This is a genomic window from Halorubrum sp. AJ67, assembly GCF_000513435.1.
In genome coordinates this window covers 14,519-15,994 of sequence record NZ_CBVY010000012.1, presented here as the reverse complement: position 1 = coordinate 15,994, position 1,476 = coordinate 14,519, and positions in this window count along the sequence as shown.

Below are 1,476 nucleotides of genomic sequence, written 5' to 3'. Positions count from 1 at the left end.
CCTATCCCCTGTGTGCCTTGCCTCCCACGACTGCATAACTTCGTATAGCATACATTATACGAAGTTATACGAGCTCGACCTCGTCGACGACGTGTTCGGTGCCGCCGCGGAGGATGAGCGTGACGGACTTCGCCTCTTCGACGTCCTCGACGAAGATGCGCTCGTCGCCGCCGATGTCCTTCTGGGCGACGGAGCCGGCGAAGCCGAGGTCGTCCGCCTCGATGTCGTCGAGGTTGGAGACGACGCGGCCGCCGGTCGCGCGGGCGAGGCGCTTGAGGTCGTCGGACTTCGCGCGGCGGACGGCGAGGATGCCCTCCTGCGCGAGGTAGTGCTGGGCCATGTCGTCGATGCCGTCACCGACGAAGACGACGTCAGCGCCGATGTCGACGAGGTGGTCGACCATCTCGCGGAGCTGCTCTTCTTCCTGGTCGAGGAACTGCTGGAGCTGGTCGGGGTCGGTGACGTTGACCTCGGCGTCGATCTCCGTCTCCTTGACCTCGATGGCTCCGTCGAACAGCGCCACGTCGGCGTCCTCGACGGCGAAGGGCATGTTCTCGTCGACGCGCTCTTTGTCGACGATGACGCCCTCGACGAGCTCGGACTCGTCGATGGAGCTGCCGACGACCTTCTCGACGGAGACGTTCTCCGTGTCGATGCCGTCGTCGTCCTGAACCGCGAGGACGGCGTCGACGACGAGCTCGGCGAGGAGCTCCTTGGAGTTCTCCGCGCCCTTGCCCGTCATCGCCGTCTCGGCGATCTGGACGAGCGTGTCGCGGTCGTCCGGGGAGACCTCGATGGCCTCGTCTTCGAGGATCTCCTTGGCCTTCTCGGAGGCCTGACGGTACCCCTGCGCGAGGGTCGTCGCGTGGATGTCCTGATCGAGGAGCTCCTCGGCCTGATCTAAGAGCTCACCGGCGACCACGACCGCGGAGGTGGTGCCGTCGCCGACCTCCTCCTCCTGCGTCTCGCTTACCTCGACGATCATGTTGGCCGCCGGGTGGTCGATGTCCATCTCCTTCAGGATGGTGACGCCGTCGTTGGTGACGACGACGGACCCGCCGGAGTCGACGAGCATCTTGTCCATCCCTTTCGGGCCGAGCGTGGTGCGGACGGACTCCGCGACAGCCTTGCCGGCCGTGATATTCATGTTCTGAGCGTCCTTTCCGGAGGTACGCTGCGACTCTTCGGAAAGCACGATCATGGGCTGATTGCCCATCCGCTGACGCTGTGACATTACACTCATTGATTGATTGTGATTCTATATAAATCTGTCGTTGTGTTCGTGCGAAACCGCGACACGGTGGGAGCATATCGGATATCATGAGGCACGTTCACACAGCCCTTTATATATAACTCCAGATCGAGCGTTGGCTCGTGGATTGGAACGAACGGACGGGTGCGGTGGCGCGCGCCTGCGAGTGGTCGCCACCGGCGACCGCGAAGCAGCGTCGCGCGAGGGAGTCGGCCGCGACGAGG